This is a genomic window from Candidatus Eremiobacteraceae bacterium, from assembly GCA_035314825.1.
Lineage (GTDB): Bacteria > Vulcanimicrobiota > Vulcanimicrobiia > Eremiobacterales > Eremiobacteraceae > JAFAHD01.
This window is the reverse complement of the sequence record DATFYX010000087.1, coordinates 25,699-40,485: the sequence shown is the minus strand read 5'-3', so window position 1 is coordinate 40,485 and position 14,787 is coordinate 25,699. Positions and strand designations below refer to the sequence as shown.

Genomic DNA, 14,787 nt, shown 5'->3' with positions numbered 1-14,787 from the left:
CCCGGCCACGTCCATGACGATCTTCACGGCAGAGCCCGCCTTCAACATCGCGAAGCATTCTTCGAAACGTTCGAGGGGCAGCACGTGCGTGATGATCGGCGCCAAGTCGATGCGTTTGCTCTTGACCAGCGCCTGCATCTGATACCACGTCTCGAACATCTTGCGCCCGAAGACGCCGAACACCGTGAGACCCTTGAAGATGATGTGTTCGGCCAGCTTGATGTTGACCGTATCGGACGGCAACCCGAGCAGCGCCGCGCGCCCGCCGTTGCGCACCGTGCTCAGGCCCAGGTCGAGCGCCGCGCCGTTGCCGCTCATCTCCAAGAGCACGTCGGCGCCATCGCCGTTCGTCAACGCGAGCACCTGTTCGCGCACGCCCGGCGTGCGCGAATCGAACACCTCATCAGCGCCGAGACTGCGCGCAAGCTCCAACTTCTTCGGATTGACATCGATCGCGATGACCTTGGCCGCCCCGGCGGCGCGCGCGACCGGGATCGCCATCAGCCCGATCGAGCCGACGCCTGTGATCACGACGCTCTTGGTGCTCACGTCCGCCGTCATCACGGTGTGCACCGCATTGCCCAGCGGATCAAAGACCGCCGCCCAATCGTCCGGCACGGCCGGATCCAAACGCCACACATTCCCCTCGGGCATCGCGATGTAGTCGGCGAAGCAGCCGTCGCGATCGACGCCGATCACCTGCACTCGTTCGCATAGATTCGCTTGGCCGGTCCGGCACAGCAGGCAGGTGCCGTCCACGACGTGACCCTCGGCCGACACGCGCTCGCCGACGCTCACGCCGCGCACCGCACTCCCGACCGCCGCGACGACGCCCATGAACTCGTGTCCGACGATGAGCGGCGGCACGATGCGGCTTTGCGCCCACTTATCCCACTCCCAGATGTGGCCGTCGGTGCCGCAGATGCCGGCCTTGCGCACGCGGATCAACACGTCGGTCGGGCCATAGGAAGGCACGGGGACTTCGCGCAGCGACATGCCGGGGCCGGCCCGCTCCTTGACGAGCGCGCGCATCGTCTTGGGGAGCGCGCCCTGCTGCGGCGTTGCCGGAGCGGACGCCGTGCGCATCTTCATCATCGCCGCTATTCTGATGGGCAGGCGTGCGCGCCTTCGGCCGATAACGCAAGGCTCGATGTCACGCTCCAAGAAGCGCAAGAAGCCGGCCAGGAAGAAAAGCGTTCGCAAGCGCGTCGCAGAGATCGTGGAGAAGCTCAAGACCCAGCGCCTGCGAGCTGCAAGACCGACGTTGCCCGTCAACAGCCAGGCGCGCATCAGCGAGACGCTTGCGGAGCGCAAGAGAAAGCTTGAGCGCAAGCGCTCGCAGCGCAAGGACTGGGAGAACATCTAAGGCTCGTATCCTTACCGCCAAGGGGAGCGGCCGCTTCTCCCGAAGCGAACGCCTGTTCGCATGTTGACGATCGAAGAAGTGCTCGGCCCGCAAGGCGTCGTCGCCAAGTCGTTGCCCGGTTACGAATGGCGGCCGGCGCAGATCCAGATGGCCAAACTCGTCAACCGGGGTCTGCTCGAGCACGTCCACGTGATGGTCGAAGCCGGCACGGGCACCGGTAAATCGCTGGGTTATCTCGTGCCCGCGCTGCTCTCGGGTCAGCGCGTCGTGATCAGCACGGCGACACTCGCCCTTCAAGAGCAGTTGCTCACCAAAGATATTCCCCTCATCCTTGACGCGCTCGACAGCAAGGCGCGCGTCGTCGTGCTCAAAGGGCGTCATAACTACCTCTGCCGCGACAAGCTCGAGACGCTGCGCAAGCGCCTCGTGCTGGCCCACTCCGATCACGAGCGCAATCTCTTCCGCTGGGCCGGCCGCACCGATACCGGCGACCGCGCCGAGCTTGACTTCATACCGCCCGATGCGCTGTGGCGCGAGGTCGACACCGACGCGGACGATTGCATCATGGAGGCGTGCTCGTTCTTCGGGCCCGAGCGCTGCCACCACATGCGCGCGCGTGAAACGGCCCGCCACGCGGACATCGTCGTCGTCAATCACGCCCTGTTCTTCATCGACCTTGCCAGCGGGGGCGGCCTGATCCCGCCCTACGACTACGCCGTCCTTGATGAAGCGCACCAGATCGAGGAGTGGGCCACCGCAGCGTTCTCATCGTCGCTATCGCGCGCCATCGTCGGCCGCCTGCTCGGCAAGATCGATCGCGCGTATATCTTCAAGGATTCGCTGCGGGCGGAGCTATCCGATGCTGCGGATGAATTCGGAGCTGCCCTCGCCGACGGGCCGCCTGGGCGCTATCCGCTGGAGAAGAACGGCCGCGCGATCGAGCTGATGGATCCGCTGCAGCGGGCGCTGTATCGCGTGGAGAATTGGATCGCCGACAACTGGTCGCGAGCAGCGCGCTTCCAACAACTCGGCGAAGCGGCGCTGGAGCGCAGGCGCGACCTGCTCGCGAGCTCGGTCGCCGCGACGGCGCAGACCATCGAACGCCTGCGGCTCAATCTCGACGGCTACATCTGTTGGGTCGAGCGCGAGAGCGAGCGACGCGACTCGTACGCGGCGATCTGCGCGCCGGTGACCGTCGCACCCACGCTGCGCGAGCGGCTGTATGACAACACGCGCTGCGTCGTCATGACGTCAGCCACGATCGCCACCGGCGGCTCGTTCGACTATCTGCGCCGTCAGGTCGGGCTTGAGAACACGCCGGTGGACGAACTGGTGCTGGAATCGCCGTTCGACTTCGAACGTCAGGCGATGCTCTATCTGCCGCCGGAGCGGCTCAATCCGAAGGATCCGCGTTTCGCACGGCGGGCGGTCGAGGTCATCGACGGCGTGCTGACGGCGACGCAAGGCCGTGCGTTCGTGCTTTTCACCTCGTATGCGGTGATGCGCGAAGTGGCGGCAGCGCTGGCGCCCGCGCTGCCCTTCCCCTATCGCGTGCAAGGCGAATCGCCGAAGTCCCAGATCCTCGATTGGTTTCGCACGGAACAACACCCGGTGTTATTCGCCACCGCATCATTTTGGGAAGGCGTCGACGTGATCGGCAAGGCGCTGTCGTGCGTCATCATCGACCGCATCCCGTTCCCGCCGCCGGATGACCCGATCATCGCGGCGCGCTCGCAGATGCTCGAAGCTCATGGCGTGGGCGCATTCGAAGCGCTCATGGTCCCGGCGGCGATCACGCGCCTCAAGCAAGGGCTTGGTCGGCTCATCCGCAGCCGCTCGGACAAAGGTCTGATGTGCGTCCTCGACGGCAGGCTCGAGACGATGGCGTACGGCCGGCGCATCTTATCATCGTTGCCGCCGGCGCGGCGCGTGCACTCGCTCGAGGACGTTGCGGCGTTTCTCCGCTGAAGCACAGGATTTCTGCGCGAGCGGCGACAAGACCAAACGTCACAGCGATTCTGTTCCCACTTCGATTAGGAGATCTTGCATGCATATCTCGCGCGTCTTAGCGTTCTCTCTCGTGACCGCGTCACTGCTCTGCTTAGCGGTTCCCGGAGCTGCGCAGCCGACGGCTTCCCCGGCGGCCATGCCGGCCGCTGCGCCCGCCGCGCCGCCGGCGTCATCGCTCATCCACGTCAGCGCCTGCAGCGCCTCGCTCAACGTGTCGCAGAGCGGCGGCGGCTACATGGGCTACGCTCCCGGTTTCTATGGGGGAGGACGCTGGGGAGACGCCTGGGGAGCGAGCTATTATCAGCCGGCCTACACCAGCACCAACCCGCAGATGGCCGTCGATTGGATGAACATCTCCCCGAAGGTGATGACAGAAGTCGAGTTCGGCCTCATCGCCAACGGCATCCTCAAGGCCGAGGCCAGAGATGTCGGAAAATTCTCGCCTAATGCGGAGATCAAGCACAAGTACGGCGTTCCCTCGAGCACATTCCCGATCGGCACCGGATTGCCGCGCTGCGTTCCGCTGCACATCCAGTTCGCGGACGGCACGAAGTGGAGAAACCCGCAGCTCCCGCCGAAGAACACTCACATCTACATGAATCCGTAGTCCTCGCGCGGCGGCGAATAAGCCGCAAGCGTACGAAATTGCGCCCAGCACGTCGTGCTGGGCGCGGTTTTCATCTAAGGGTTAGGGCAGCAGCGTCTCGCGCGTGGACGGCTTTCCGAACGCCTGCAGCTGGGCGAACTTCTCAGCCGTCGCCTGGTCGGCGGGAGCGACGATGCGCAACACCATGCCGTGATGGCGCGCGATATAGAAATTCGTCGTGGTGATCGCCAGAGGTCCGACGGCATCATGCGACCGCTGGTGCGGTCCCGCTTCGGCGAAGTAGTCGTTTGCGATGACATGCTCTTCCCAGAGCTCCTTGAAGCGAGGGTACTCGCTGGCGATCTCGTAGATACGGCGCCCGTAGGGTGTCGGCTCATCGGCTAGGTAGGCCAGGCGGAACATGCCCACCAGACTGCGCTGGAGCTCCTCGAAATGCTCTCCGAACAATTCCCGGTTGTGTGCCAGACAGACGAGCCGGACAATCGTATTGCGCTCGTATGGATCGGGATACTTGGAGAAGCCGAACAGAGCGTCTGCGATGGCGTTCCAGCGCAGCGGGATCAGATAGCGGCCCCAAAGGAAGGCCGCCAAGTTCTGCAGCCCGGGCACGAGCTGCTCGATCACCTCAGGGATGCTCGTCTGGCTGAAGCCTTGGAGCTGGGGCATCGAGAGCTCCGCCAGAACGAAGAGATACTCGATCTCGACGGGATTGAGAAGCAGCGCCCGGGCGATCGCCATGAGAGTCGCCACCGAAGGCCTGACGTCGTGCGCCATCTCCAGCCGCGCATACCAGGCGGCGCCGATGCCGGCGAGAAGCGCGACCTCTTCCCGGCGCAGGCCGGGGGTCCGCCGGCGCGTATGCCTCGGCAGACCGACATCTTCCGGCGAGAGGCGTTCCCTTCGCGCTCGCAGGAAACGAGCGAGTTCGGCGCGCCTCACCACGGCTTCGGCTCGCCTGCCGCCTGCCTTAACCTCATTCACGAGGCCCTGCTCTTCTAGTCATGGATAACGGATTCCCCACTAACCAAGGGCTGATTTGGCGGAGGCTTGTAAACCTGGCCGTAATTCGCTACTGTGTCTGTGCGAAGTAATACCTGCTAACCGTTCCGCAGCAAGGGAAAATATGAGCATCGAACCCTCTCCCAGAGAACAAAAACGCGCCAAGCTCTCGGTCAATGTCAGCGCTGGCGTCTCCGATCATCTGCGAAACCTCGCGTACAAGCACCGTTTGTCTGAAAGCTCGATCGTCGAGGTCGCGCTCAAGACTCTCTTCGTCGGGGGCGACGACGAGCAACTCGGCGTGGTGCTGCGGCAGAACGGTGCGACGTTGCGCAGCCGGTAGTCCACCGTCCTACGAGAATCGGGGATCTAAAGGCGGGCGCATTGACACCGCCTTCAGTACCCGCCTTCAATCTGCTACGTGCTATCAACGAATTCGCAAGAACAAAGGGCCCTCATCGGAACGGGGTGCATATCCCTCCATGCATTCGGCGCCGGGCAGGGACACGCGTCCGACCGAGCCATCGTATTCGCGCTCGTCGCACTCGGTGAGCAGCGCGCTTATGAGACGTGTGCGCGCGCTGGCCTACAAGAAGCGGACGAGCGAAAGCGCGATCATCGAATGCGCGCTGTGGCTGTTCTTCAAGAACACGAGCGACGGGGACTTGTTGGACGTGATGCGGCGAGCGGGGATCGCACGCCGGCGCCGGCCGAGCTCGGGCAGCGGAACAAAGCGCGCCGGGTCCTCTGCTGACTAAGGAGTCGTATTGATGAGTCCCCAGAAGATCGCGTCGATCGTGATGCTGGTGTCGCTGATGCTCAGCGCCGGCATGGAGATTAACCGCGAGCATCTCATCGCCGCGCTCAAGGACTTTGGCCTGATAGGCCGCGCTCTGCTCGCGAACTTCGTCCTGGTGCCGCTCTTCGGCGTCGGCCTCGCGCGATTATTCCACCTGGAAGGCGACATCGCAGTCGGGTTCCTGCTCATGGCGATCGCTCCAGGCGTTCCGTTCCTGGTCCGTGCAGCGGGGCGCCAACCCGGCGGCAGTCTCGGGCTGGCAGCCGCGCTCGCCTTCATCATGCCGGCGCTGTCGATCATCACCATCCCGTTGACGGCGCCGCTCGTTCTTCCGCCGGACGCGGATGCCCATGTGCCGGGCCTCCAGCTTGCCATGACGCTCATCCTCTTCCAGCTCGTGCCGTTGCTCATCGGGCTGGCGATTGCGGATCGCGCTCCGGCGCTGGCGGAAAAACTAAAGCGCCCACTGACGCTCCTGTTCTTCGTCGCCATCGCCGCGCTGCTGGTGCTCATCGGCCCTGCGCTCATCAAAGCGGTGTCCTCTGTATACGGCACGCATGCTTTGTTGGCGATGCTCGTCATCGTGCTGCTCTGCGTGGCCAGCGGCTGGATCTTCGGCGGGCCTCAAGACGCGAACCGCCGCACGCTCAGCATCGCCACGGCGCTGCGGAACATCGGCACCTGCGCGGTTATTGCGACCGCGAGCTTCGCAGACACTCTTGTCGGTCCGACGGTGCTGACGTATTTCCTCGTCCAATTCATCTTGACCATCATCTTACGGATATACTTCGGCCGGACCGCCGCGCCCGCGGCTCCCGCATGAAAGGCGCCGCATGACCCCGCTGATCCTCTCGCAGTTCGGTTTTGCGACGTTTACAACGCTGACGATCATCGATTTGATCGCTGCGACCACGAACGCGTTCAACGGCGCGCTGCTGGCGCGCCGGCCCGACCACTACAAGCACTTCACGCTGATCGGGGTGATCCTGCTGGCGTACGTCGGCGGCATCGGTGGCGGCATCATCCGCGACGTGCTCTGCAACAAGGTCCCATCGCCGCTGGTCAACCCATGGTACCTCATCGGCTGCTTTGCGGCCGCGAGCCTCGCCCTGCTCATCGAATATCGCAGCGAGCAGCGCTTCAAGGACGGCCTGTTCCAGTTCATGACCGCATTCTCGCTGCCGTGGTACGCGATCGTCGGCGCACAAGTCGCCGTCGAATCGCACTTGGGGTACGTGGGCGCGGTTCTCGTCGGCACCATCGCGACGACCGGCGGACGCTGGATCATCGACATCGCCTGCGGCGTCGTGCCCAAACAGCTGATCCGCGGCGAATTCTTCGTGCTCACCGCCGTCATGACGGCAGCGCTTTATCTCGTCTGCAAAGAGGCGATAGGATTATCGACCGTCGTGTCGACCGCGATCGCCTTTGTCTTCGGCTTCGGTTTCCGGCTCACGGCGCAGACGCTCGGGTGGGAAGAGTGGGAGCCATGGGAGCCGTCAGCTCTGAAGGCCGGCGAGAAGGAGCGCCACAAGCTGGGCGAGGGATTACGAGCCGAGCTGGAACCGCAGAATCCGAAGACCCCGAACCAATCGTGACCGAAAAGGACCTGCGACATCCGCTCGAGCGGCGTCTCTTCATCGTGTCGGTGATCCTCAACTTTGTTCTTATGGCCGCGGCGATCGCGCTCATCGTGTACAACCCGCCACTTCCCTGGCTGAAGGATCATCCGTTGCTCAACAAGGAACTGGGCATCGCCCGCTTGCTGGCGATCACCGCCCTCATCGGAATCCCGATGCTCACGGTGAATCGCAACCGGCGCGAGGCCTACATCCGCGGCAACTCGGTCCGGCTCTCGCGGACCCAATTCCCGGAGATCTACGCCATTCTCGAAGCGCATTGCAGCGTGCTTGAGATGACGCAACTGCCCGAGCTTTTTCTCACCGCCGACACGATCAAGCCGTACTCGCAGACCTACTCGGCCTGGCACGAAGACTATATCATACTCCATCAAAACCTGTTCGGCAGCGACTATCGCCAGACGCTTGACGTCGTCGCCTTCACGCTCGGCCACGAGCTCGGTGCGTTACGGCTGCACCACACCGCGCTCTGGAACGACATGCTGCTGACGTACGTCCACGCCATCAAGTTTCTCGCGAATCCGCTGAGCCGGATCCGCGTCTTCTCGCGCGACCGCTACGGAGCGTTCTTGGCGCCGACCGGTTTTCGCGGTCTGCTCATCTACGCGGCCGGCCGGCGCATGATGGACTATGTCGACATCCCAGATTATCTCGCCCAGGCGCGGCGCTATGGCGGCTTCTGGTCGTTCTTCAACGCCTTTTTCTACCCACGGCCCCAAGCGCTGGTCCGCATCCAAGAACTGCGCGATGCGGGCTTCACGTATAAGCCCGTCGACCCGAACTTGTACCTGACGCCCCCGAATGTGGTCCCGCGCTCTTGAACGCGGGCAACTCCTACAGCTCTCCGCGCCTCAGCGCGTCTTCGAGTCCGTCCACGGCGGTCTGCACTCTGCGCCGTTCGATGCTCTCTTTGACGGCCATCGTCAGATCGATAGTGAATTCGGGTGTGGAGATCATCCCGCCGAGTGCCGCAAGCATCGGATTCGCGCCCACGCAGATATGAGCGCCGAATTCTTCGAGGTCATCGCTGCCGAAGGGGCATCTCCCGCACTGATACTTTTTCAATCCGCAGAACCTCCATTATCTATGTCTCTAAACGTCCCACGAAAAGGCCAAGTTTCAAACAGCGTACACCTGTTCGCATCCGTGGACAAGAGCTTGTATTGCGATACGGGACGAACTGTTAAGAAAACTTAAAGATGTGACGTCATACCCCACGCGCCGACGCCCAGACCGAGGTACAAAATCGACGCGGCCGTCATGATCGCGGCCACCACCCAGCCCGCACCGGCGAGCAGTGGAGCGATGCGATGGCTGCCCATCGTCGTCTCGTCACGCGCGAGCCGGATGGCGAAGTAAAGCGTCACAGGGGTTGCGAGGCCGCCCGCGACCGAAGCGGCGAGCAAGAGCGCGATCGGCGAGACTCCGGTGAAAGAGAAGACGGCGGCGATCGCAAGTGACGCCAGGATCGCCCCATAGAATGCCTTCGCCTCGCGGAACGGAGCGTTCAACGTGCCCGGCCAGCCGAACGTGTGCGCCACGACGTAGCCCGTCGTGCCGGCGATGACGGGCACCGCGAGCAGCGCCGATCCCAACACGCCGACACCGAACAGCGCGGACGCCCACGGACCGGCGAGCGGTTTGAGCGCAAGCGCCGCGTCGGCAGCCGTCTGCACCAGCGTATGCTCTCGCCCCAACGTCGCGCCGGTGGCGACCAAGATGAACAAGAACGTCAGCGTCGCGAACAGCATGCCGAGCGTGGCATCGAATCTGACCGAGCGGAGCTGCGAGAGCGCCGGCGCGCGCTCCGCCACTTCGACCGACTCCCAGATGTAGACGTAGCCGGTCAACGTCGTGCCCAGCAGCGCGAGCGCCCCGCCGATGAACACGGCGTTGAGATGGAACTGCGGCAGGACGATCGCGCGCGCGACTAGGCCCCAATCCGCTCTGGCGGCGATCGCGCTTGCACCGTACGCGAGGAAGATGAACGGCAATAGCGACAGGAGGCGTTCGATGCGCGAATAGCGCTGCGAGACGAGCAGCCAGCCGACGACGGCCACGAAGGGCAGCACGAAATACTGATACGCGACGCCGGTCAACAGCGTCAGTGCGACGGCGCCAGCCTCGACGTCGGCCGTCAGCGTGAAGACGTTGACGGCGACGACGGACACGAGCGCGATGCAGGCCCAGAACAATCCGTAGCGGCTGCGGATCGCCCCCTGTAAGCTGGTCCGCGTCACCGCGCCGATCGAACCGGCGATCATCTGGACGACCGCAAGCATCGGCAACAGCAAGACGACGAGCCACGTCAGCGCGTAGCCTGTCGTCGCGCCGACAACGGCCAGCGTCGCCACGGTCGTGGGATCGTTATCGGACGCAGCGGATACGAACCCGGGTCCTATCCGAGGTAGCTTCACGAGCGGAGCTTCAAAGAGGCGGCGAGCGGTCCTGCGGTCACCTCGCCGGATGCGACGCGAAGAACTGCCATATCGCTTCGCTCGCGTTGAAGTCGTAGCTCACCTTGCCGACGATGAACTGGGGCAGGTATTGCGGCCCGTCCGGCCACGTGTGGCCGCCGCCGTTGACGGTGTACAGCTCGACCGCCGTGCCGTTGCGGCATGCGTCGAATGCCTGCACCGCGGTGGTGGTGCCGTCGTTCGGGTCGGCGTCCGGCAGCGCAAACGAACGCGGCGTGGACGAACAGCCATCGGTCTTGATCCACGTCGCGAGCGCATCGGCGACGGGAATGACGTAGCCCTGCCCTGCGAAGGGCCCCCCGACCTTTCCGCCGTCGAACGGCACGAGCCGGTCGTCAGTGCCGTTGATCATCATCACCGAGACGGGTTGCGACTCGCACGCATCCGCGAAACCGCGTGGTATGGAGCCCGCCACCGGGGCGATCGCCGCGATCCGGGCCCCGAGATCGCAGGCCAGCCGAAGCGAAAATATTGCACCGTTCGAAATGCCGGTCGCGTAGACGCGCTTCGGATCGATCCTGTACTTCGATTCAAGCGAAGAGATCAATGCGGCGATGAAGGTCACATCATCCGTTTGCGTGAGCATCGCGCCGGACGAGCCGCGCGCGGGCACGTTTCGACCATCTTTCCACTGTCGATCGATGCCCTGCGGGTATGCGGCGATGAACCCGTGGCGATCGGCGACCTCGTTCATGCCTGAGATGCGCTCCATCCCAGCTGCCGCTCCGCCGCCGCCATGGAAGACCAAGACCAAGGACGTGGGGTGCGCGCCATGATACGAGGCGGGGATGTGGATAAGGTATTCGCGCTCGACGCCGCCGACTTGGATCGCGGCGGATGAATCGGTCGCCGTATCAGCGCTTGCAGTGCGCAAGCCTGGGAGAAGGGCCAGCGCTAGCAAGGTTGCGATTGCGGCGACCGGTTTCATGAGCGTATTGTCGCCCACACGCCCTCGGCGGCGCCGGAAAACGGCGTGAGAAGGGTATGAGGCGGCCGTGAGACCCGTTCCACTAGAGGGACGCTCTCCCCGAACGCCGTACATCGGATTAGCACTCTCCTGTGCTGACTGCTAATGAAGATGCCCAAAGAAGACGACAAGAATCAGGCCCCATCCGACCAGCCGGAACTGGATCGCCGCAAGACGTCGATCCTCGGCACGGTCGTGTATGAGTATATCGCGACCGGCGAGCCGGTCGGGTCGGCCACCCTGACGCAGAAGTACAATCTGGGCGTGAGTCCGGCGACCGTGCGCGCCGAGATGGCTGCGCTCGAAGGCGAAGGGTATCTCGATCAGCCCCACACCTCGGCAGGGCGCGTGCCCTCGGATTTGGGCTACCGCTATTACGTTGACCGTCTTATCCAGCCCGAAGTGCTCAGCGCCGAGGAGCGCGAGCAGATCAACACCGAGATCCATCGAGCGCGCACGCAGCTCGATAGCGTCGTCGACCACGCGTCGCACGTGCTCTCAAATCTGACACGCAGCATCGCATTCGCGATCGCGCCGCGCCTCGATAGCCAGACGTTCCGGCATCTCCAGCTCATCTGGGTCAACGCGCGCCACGTCCACGTCGTGCTCGTCACCAACCTCGGCATCGCCGCGCAGGCGACCATTGAAGTCGCGGTCGACGTCGATCCCGACCAGCTCACGCGCGCCTGCAACAACTTCAACGCCAATCTCGCCGGTCGCCGCCTGAGCGACATCACGGCGACGGCGCTGTCCGAGCTCGCCCACGACACGCTGCTGCCCCACGATCTGCTGCGTTCGCTGGCCGGCATGTTCGCGGTGCACGGCGACGTCGAGCTCGAGCGCCGGCTGTACGCAGGCGGCGCGAACAATCTGCTCGACCAGCAGGAGTTCCGGGATTTCCGCAAGCTGCGCGCCATCTTGGAGCTGCTCGAAGAGCAGCAGACGTTGTATCGCTGGCTTCAAGAGTCGTTGGCGCATCAGGGCGCGACGGTGAGCATCGGTCACGAGCTCGGCAGCGCCGACATGAACGAGTGCAGCGTCGTGACTATCCCATATAAGGTCGGCGACCGCAACGCCGGCGCGCTCGGCGTCCTTGGTCCGCGGCGCATGCATTACGCGCGCCTGCTCGCGCTGGTCGGCCACGTCGCGCAGAGCCTCAACGCGCTCTTCCAAAACGAAGAGCCCGCCTGACCGTGCCGCCCAAACGCGATTATTACGAGGTGCTCGGCGTCTCTCGCTCCGCCTCGGAAGCGGAGATCAAGCGTGCCTATCGCAATCTGGCGCGCCGGCACCATCCCGATGTGGCCACCACGCCCGACAAGGCCGCCGCCGAATCGCACTTCAAAGAGATCAACGAGGCCTATGCCGTGCTCTCGGACGCGCAGCGCCGCGCTCAGTACGACCGCTTCGGGCACGCAGCCGGCGCGGCAGGCGCTCAGGGAGCGCCCAACTTCGGCGACTTCCCGTTCGGCGATCTCTTCGAGACTTTCTTCGGCGCCGGCGGCGGGCGCGGTCGCGTGCAGCCGCAGCGCGGAGCCGACCTGCGCTATGACTTGAGCGTGAAGCTCGCCGACGTGCTGACCGGCACCACGCGCGAGATCTCGTTCTCGCACCTCGGGCGCTGCGAGGCCTGTGAGGGCAGCGGTTCGGCCGACAAGTCGGCCCCCGCGACGTGTCCGCAGTGCCGCGGCAGCGGCCAGGTGCGCTCGATGCGCAATACCATGCTGGGCCAGTTCGTCACGACCGGACCCTGCCCGCGCTGCGACGGCAGCGGCGGTATCATCACCGACCCATGCCGCTCGTGTCACGGCCGCGGCCGCCGCGAAGTGAAGAAGAAGCTCAGCGTGAAGGTGCCACCCGGCGTCGAGGAGGGCACGCGCATACGCTTCGCCGGCCTCGGCGAAGCGGGTGAGCGCGGCGCTCCCAGCGGAGACCTCTACGTCTATCTGGCCATGGAGCCGGATGAGACGTTCGAACGCGACGGCGCCGACCTCCACTGCGTGACCGATGTCTCGTTCACCCAAGCCGCGTTGGGCGCGAAGCTGGAGATCGAGGGTCTGGACGGCGCCGCTGCGCTCGACCTGCCCGCAGGAACCCAGGGCGGCACGCGGTTTCGGATTCCGGGTCGGGGCCTGCCGCGCATGCGCGGGAGCGGCCGGGGCGACCTCATCGTCGACATCAACGTCGCCATCCCGCAGCGGCTGACACGCAAGCAGCGCGAATTGCTTGAGGCCTACGCGAAAGCCGGCGGCGAGGAGATCCCCGAGCCCAATCTCTTCAAGAAGGTCAGACGAGCGCTCGGAAACGAGTGATGGAGCGGCGCGGTTGGCGGCGCCTCACCCTCGACGTTGCGGCGATCGATGCAGAACGCGCGAGTGCGTTGCTCGGCGCCGTTTCGGGCGCCCACGTCGCGTTCGAGCAACGCGAGGGAAGCAGCCGCGTCGCGGCCAGTATATACGTGCCTCGCAGTACAGACCTGACCGCCATGCGCAAGCGCTTGCACGATGGGATCGCGTCGCGCCGCCGTGCGGGGCTGATGGGCCCGGCGGCCATGCGTCACGCGAACGTGGTGGAACGCGATTGGGCCAACGCCTGGAAAGAGCATTTCAAACCGTTGCGTCTGACTTCTGGGATGTACGTCGTGCCCTCGTGGCACCGCGGCTACGAACCGCCGCACGGCGCCGACACGCTGCGCCTCGACCCTGGCATGGCCTTCGGCACCGGACGCCACGCGACGACGCAGCTCGCCGCCGGCCTGCTGCTCGAGTATCTAAAGGAAGGAGACGTCGTGATCGACGCGGGCTGCGGTTCGGGGATCCTTGCCCTGGCCGCCGCCAAGCGCGGCGCCAAGACGTACGCGTTCGACGACGACGCGACCGCGCTGCGTGCGGCGCGCGCCAACTTCGCCGCCAACGCCGCGCGCGCGGCCGCGCTGGCGCGTGCAGATCGGGTGCCCCAAGAGTTCCCCAAAGCCGATATCATCGTCGCCAACATCACGGCTGAAACGTTGCAAGCGTTCGCCCGGAGCTTCGCGTCGAAGCTCGCGCGCGGGGGCGCGTTGGTGAGCTCGGGCATCACGGCGCGCGGCCGGCTTGCGACACTCGCCGCATACGCGCACGCGGGGCTCGACTTCGTCACGGAACGGCGCCGCGGGCAGTGGCTCGCCTATCTGCACGTGAAGCCGTGAGCGCACCGCGCTTTTTCGTCGACACTGCGTGCAGGCCCGGCCTCGAAGTCGAGCTGCATGCTGACGACGCGCATCACGCCACGCACGTGCTGCGCATGCACGGCGGCGATGCGCTTATCGTCCTGCATGGCGGCAAAGCGTGGGACGCGACACTGATCGAGGGCGAAGCCGGTGCGGTCCGAGCGCACGTCGCAAAATCCCGCGATGAATCGCTCGGCGAACTGCCCGTCGGCGTCAGCGTGCTGCAGGCGCTCGTCAAGGGTGCGAAGTTCGACGACGTGGTCGAGAAGACGGTCGAGTTGGGCGCGCGACGCATCGTGCCCGTGCACTGCGAACGCAGCTACGCGGATGCGAGCCGGCACAGGCTCGATCGCTGGCGGCGAATCGCGCGCTCGGCAGCACAGCAGGCGCGCCGGCTCCACGTGCCGGTCATCGCGGAACCCATGGGATGGGCCGACGCTCTGCAGGCCTTTCGGGGCGATGCGAGGCCGTTGGTCGCGTATGAGAACGCGCCGGCCGGCTCGTTCGCCGAGGCGCTGCGGGGCATCGCCGGTGCACGCGACATCGCGATCGCGATCGGACCCGAGGGCGGCCTCACCGCGGCCGAGGTCGAGGCTGCGCGCGCCGCCGGCTGCGCGCTCGTATCCCTTGGCCCCACGATCTTGCGCACGGAGACGGCCGCTGCCGCGATGCTCGCAGCACTGGCCGCCGGCGCCGGCTGGTGGTAGGCGCGAT

General features: G+C 65.1%; 17 protein-coding genes. 12 read left to right on the top strand and 5 right to left on the bottom strand.

Features of this window, described 5'->3' with window-relative positions; genetic code table 11:
- Positions 1-1,095 (bottom strand): L-threonine 3-dehydrogenase (tdh, locus tag VKF82_12490; protein HME82874.1); only part of this gene is annotated, 1,095 nt, incomplete at its 3' end.
- Between the two features lie 55 nt (positions 1,096-1,150).
- On the opposite strand from tdh, the gene VKF82_12485 reads away from it, so the two are divergent.
- The 3 genes from VKF82_12485 to VKF82_12475 all read left to right on the top strand — a co-directional run bounded on the left by VKF82_12485 (position 1,151) and on the right by VKF82_12475 (position 3,983).
- Positions 1,151-1,366, top strand: a complete 216-nt coding sequence (locus VKF82_12485) for a hypothetical protein (protein HME82873.1) — start codon at positions 1,151-1,153, stop codon at positions 1,364-1,366.
- 60 nt (positions 1,367-1,426) lie between these two features.
- Complete coding sequence (locus VKF82_12480) at positions 1,427-3,334, top strand: helicase C-terminal domain-containing protein (protein HME82872.1); 1,908 nt, start codon at positions 1,427-1,429, stop codon at positions 3,332-3,334.
- A 79-nt stretch (positions 3,335-3,413) separates the two neighbouring features.
- Positions 3,414-3,983, top strand: coding sequence for a hypothetical protein (locus tag VKF82_12475; protein ID HME82871.1), 570 nt, complete (start codon positions 3,414-3,416; stop codon positions 3,981-3,983).
- 81 nt (positions 3,984-4,064) lie between these two features.
- On the opposite strand, the gene VKF82_12470 is transcribed toward VKF82_12475, so the two are convergent.
- The gene (locus VKF82_12470) at positions 4,065-4,964 is read right to left on the bottom strand and encodes a helix-turn-helix domain-containing protein (GenBank protein ID HME82870.1); all 900 of its coding nucleotides are present in this window, start codon (positions 4,962-4,964) and stop codon (positions 4,065-4,067) included.
- Positions 4,965-5,106: 142 nt separating this feature from the next.
- Between VKF82_12470 and VKF82_12465 the strand changes: the two genes are divergently transcribed.
- The 5 genes from VKF82_12465 to VKF82_12445 all read left to right on the top strand — a co-directional run bounded on the left by VKF82_12465 (position 5,107) and on the right by VKF82_12445 (position 8,242).
- The gene (locus tag VKF82_12465) at positions 5,107-5,325 is read left to right on the top strand and encodes a hypothetical protein (GenBank protein ID HME82869.1); all 219 of its coding nucleotides are present in this window, start codon (positions 5,107-5,109) and stop codon (positions 5,323-5,325) included.
- 220 nt (positions 5,326-5,545) lie between these two features.
- Positions 5,546-5,740, top strand: a complete 195-nt coding sequence (locus tag VKF82_12460) for a hypothetical protein (GenBank protein ID HME82868.1) — start codon at positions 5,546-5,548, stop codon at positions 5,738-5,740.
- Positions 5,741-5,752: 12 nt separating this feature from the next.
- Complete coding sequence (locus VKF82_12455; protein ID HME82867.1) at positions 5,753-6,604, top strand: bile acid:sodium symporter; 852 nt, start codon at positions 5,753-5,755, stop codon at positions 6,602-6,604.
- A gap of 10 nt (positions 6,605-6,614) precedes the next feature.
- Positions 6,615-7,379, top strand: coding sequence for a TRIC cation channel family protein (locus VKF82_12450; protein HME82866.1), 765 nt, complete (start codon positions 6,615-6,617; stop codon positions 7,377-7,379).
- Positions 7,376-8,242, top strand: a complete 867-nt coding sequence (locus VKF82_12445; protein ID HME82865.1) for a hypothetical protein — start codon at positions 7,376-7,378, stop codon at positions 8,240-8,242. Before VKF82_12450 ends, VKF82_12445 begins: the two co-directional genes overlap by 4 nt.
- Positions 8,243-8,255: 13 nt before the next feature.
- Here the strand turns inward: VKF82_12445 and VKF82_12440 are convergent, their stop codons facing one another.
- From VKF82_12440 to VKF82_12430, 3 genes are all read right to left on the bottom strand, one after another.
- On the bottom strand, positions 8,256-8,486 hold the full coding sequence (locus VKF82_12440) for a hypothetical protein (protein HME82864.1): 231 nt from the start codon (positions 8,484-8,486) through the stop codon (positions 8,256-8,258).
- 128 nt (positions 8,487-8,614) lie between these two features.
- Positions 8,615-9,838 carry a divalent metal cation transporter gene (locus tag VKF82_12435; protein HME82863.1) on the bottom strand — a complete coding sequence of 408 codons (1,224 nt, stop codon included), beginning with the start codon at positions 9,836-9,838 and terminating at the stop codon, positions 8,615-8,617.
- 37 nt (positions 9,839-9,875) lie between these two features.
- Positions 9,876-10,826, bottom strand: coding sequence for a PHB depolymerase family esterase (locus VKF82_12430; protein HME82862.1), 951 nt, complete (start codon positions 10,824-10,826; stop codon positions 9,876-9,878).
- A gap of 150 nt (positions 10,827-10,976) precedes the next feature.
- Between VKF82_12430 and hrcA the strand changes: the two genes are divergently transcribed.
- Genes hrcA through VKF82_12410 form a run of 4 tightly spaced genes read left to right on the top strand, consistent with a single transcriptional unit; the run spans position 10,977 to position 14,780 of the window.
- On the top strand, positions 10,977-12,056 hold the full coding sequence (gene hrcA, locus VKF82_12425) for a heat-inducible transcriptional repressor HrcA (GenBank protein HME82861.1): 1,080 nt from the start codon (positions 10,977-10,979) through the stop codon (positions 12,054-12,056).
- A 2-nt stretch (positions 12,057-12,058) separates the two neighbouring features.
- The gene (dnaJ, locus tag VKF82_12420) at positions 12,059-13,177 is read left to right on the top strand and encodes a molecular chaperone DnaJ (GenBank protein HME82860.1); all 1,119 of its coding nucleotides are present in this window, start codon (positions 12,059-12,061) and stop codon (positions 13,175-13,177) included.
- A complete protein-coding gene (locus VKF82_12415) occupies positions 13,177-14,052 on the top strand; it encodes a 50S ribosomal protein L11 methyltransferase (protein ID HME82859.1) in 876 nt (291 codons plus the stop codon). The genes dnaJ and VKF82_12415 overlap by 1 nt, the downstream gene beginning before the upstream one ends.
- The gene (locus tag VKF82_12410; GenBank protein HME82858.1) at positions 14,049-14,780 is read left to right on the top strand and encodes a 16S rRNA (uracil(1498)-N(3))-methyltransferase; all 732 of its coding nucleotides are present in this window, start codon (positions 14,049-14,051) and stop codon (positions 14,778-14,780) included. The genes VKF82_12415 and VKF82_12410 overlap by 4 nt, the downstream gene beginning before the upstream one ends.
- Positions 14,781-14,787: the final 7 nt, after the last annotated feature.

What these genes read in the sequence shown, in the direction of transcription:
- VKF82_12480 (HME82872.1), top strand. Translation starts at nt 1,427, where the DNA reads ATGTTGACGATCGAAGAAGTGCTCGGCCCGCAAGGCGTCGTCGCCAAG.
- VKF82_12455 (HME82867.1), top strand. Translation starts at nt 5,753, where the DNA reads ATGAGTCCCCAGAAGATCGCGTCGATCGTGATGCTGGTGTCGCTGATG.
- VKF82_12460 (HME82868.1), top strand. Translation starts at nt 5,546, where the DNA reads ATGAGACGTGTGCGCGCGCTGGCCTACAAGAAGCGGACGAGCGAAAGC.
- VKF82_12475 (HME82871.1), top strand. Translation starts at nt 3,414, where the DNA reads ATGCATATCTCGCGCGTCTTAGCGTTCTCTCTCGTGACCGCGTCACTG.
- VKF82_12450 (HME82866.1), top strand. Translation starts at nt 6,615, where the DNA reads ATGACCCCGCTGATCCTCTCGCAGTTCGGTTTTGCGACGTTTACAACG.
- VKF82_12430 (HME82862.1), bottom strand. Translation starts at nt 10,826, where the DNA reads ATGAAACCGGTCGCCGCAATCGCAACCTTGCTAGCGCTGGCCCTTCTC.
- VKF82_12415 (HME82859.1), top strand. Translation starts at nt 13,177, where the DNA reads ATGGAGCGGCGCGGTTGGCGGCGCCTCACCCTCGACGTTGCGGCGATC.
- VKF82_12485 (HME82873.1), top strand. Translation starts at nt 1,151, where the DNA reads ATGTCACGCTCCAAGAAGCGCAAGAAGCCGGCCAGGAAGAAAAGCGTT.
- VKF82_12465 (HME82869.1), top strand. Translation starts at nt 5,107, where the DNA reads ATGAGCATCGAACCCTCTCCCAGAGAACAAAAACGCGCCAAGCTCTCG.
- hrcA (HME82861.1), top strand. Translation starts at nt 10,977, where the DNA reads ATGCCCAAAGAAGACGACAAGAATCAGGCCCCATCCGACCAGCCGGAA.